At 34.6% G+C, this 914-nt stretch carries 1 protein-coding gene; it reads right to left on the bottom strand.

What is annotated here, in order from left to right; all coding sequences use genetic code 11:
• Nucleotides 1–194 precede the first annotated feature (194 nt).
• Nucleotides 195–755 carry a hypothetical protein gene (locus ACFINH_RS10035; RefSeq protein ID WP_375627055.1) on the bottom strand — a complete coding sequence of 187 codons (561 nt, stop codon included), beginning with the start codon at nt 753–755 and terminating at the stop codon, nt 195–197.
• Between the last annotated feature and the right edge of the window lie 159 nt (nt 756–914).

Below are 914 nucleotides of genomic sequence, written 5' to 3'. Positions count from 1 at the left end.
ACTCTCAGTTCGTTTCTAATAAGACTTATGAATTGTCTATGTTAACACCACAACGATATATGGCATCTCTACCTTGGCACCGTAGAATATGGGAGCGACTCCGTTATTATTGGGAGTACAGAATATGGCTTTAGCTATTAGGATTATTCACGAAAGCGTTCTTTCTTTGAAAAATTTTTTTCAAAAATATCGTTCTATTCATCATTACAATAGGAACCAAGATAAAAATTAGCTTTGAGTGTTTTGGTTGGATAGTTTGGAGAAGTATGTTCTACAATGATATTTATAGGCTGTATTTTAGATGGATTGTACATTGCAAAAATGAGTAAAAATGTTAGTTCACTTTCACCCTTGATACTAAATAGATCACACCACTCATTTTGGATTGGGTTTAGTTCAGGAGTTATCAAGTTGACGTGTTTTTTTTGCGTTTTAATGAAGATGTCTTCTGTTTGTTTATGCAATTCTAGGTTGGATTTAAGATATGAAACATGAACAAATTCAAAGGAGGTCTTTTTATCTATCCATATATGGTTCAATCTAATCATCTGTTTTGTAGGATTATAGAAGGTAACTTGTAAATGAACCAGCGATCCTGAGATTATCCTTAAAACGCTTTTCTTTGATGGGATAACACTACCATATTTTGGTTGGGGAATAGGTCTTAGTTCCAATTTGGCTCCTAATCTTCGTTCTTCTTGCTCTTTGTACTTAGTGTAAACTGAAAAAATTGTGCGAATAAGATTAAGAGGCATTTATTCTCCTATTTCAGAAATAATTACTGCTGAGTGCTTTTATAAAATACATTTTGTATGGAGCGGTTTGGTGATTAACACGATTCTTTGTTTTGATCTAGGTACGCGGACTGGGTGGGCGATACGTGGTGCAAGTGGTGACATGTTCAGTGGTACCGT

It is taken from the genome of Bartonella sp. AA74HLJMH, from assembly GCF_042197045.1.
GTDB lineage: Bacteria > Pseudomonadota > Alphaproteobacteria > Rhizobiales > Rhizobiaceae > Bartonella.
The sequence above is the reverse complement of the archived record's forward strand: the minus strand, read 5'-3'. Positions and strand labels throughout refer to the sequence as shown.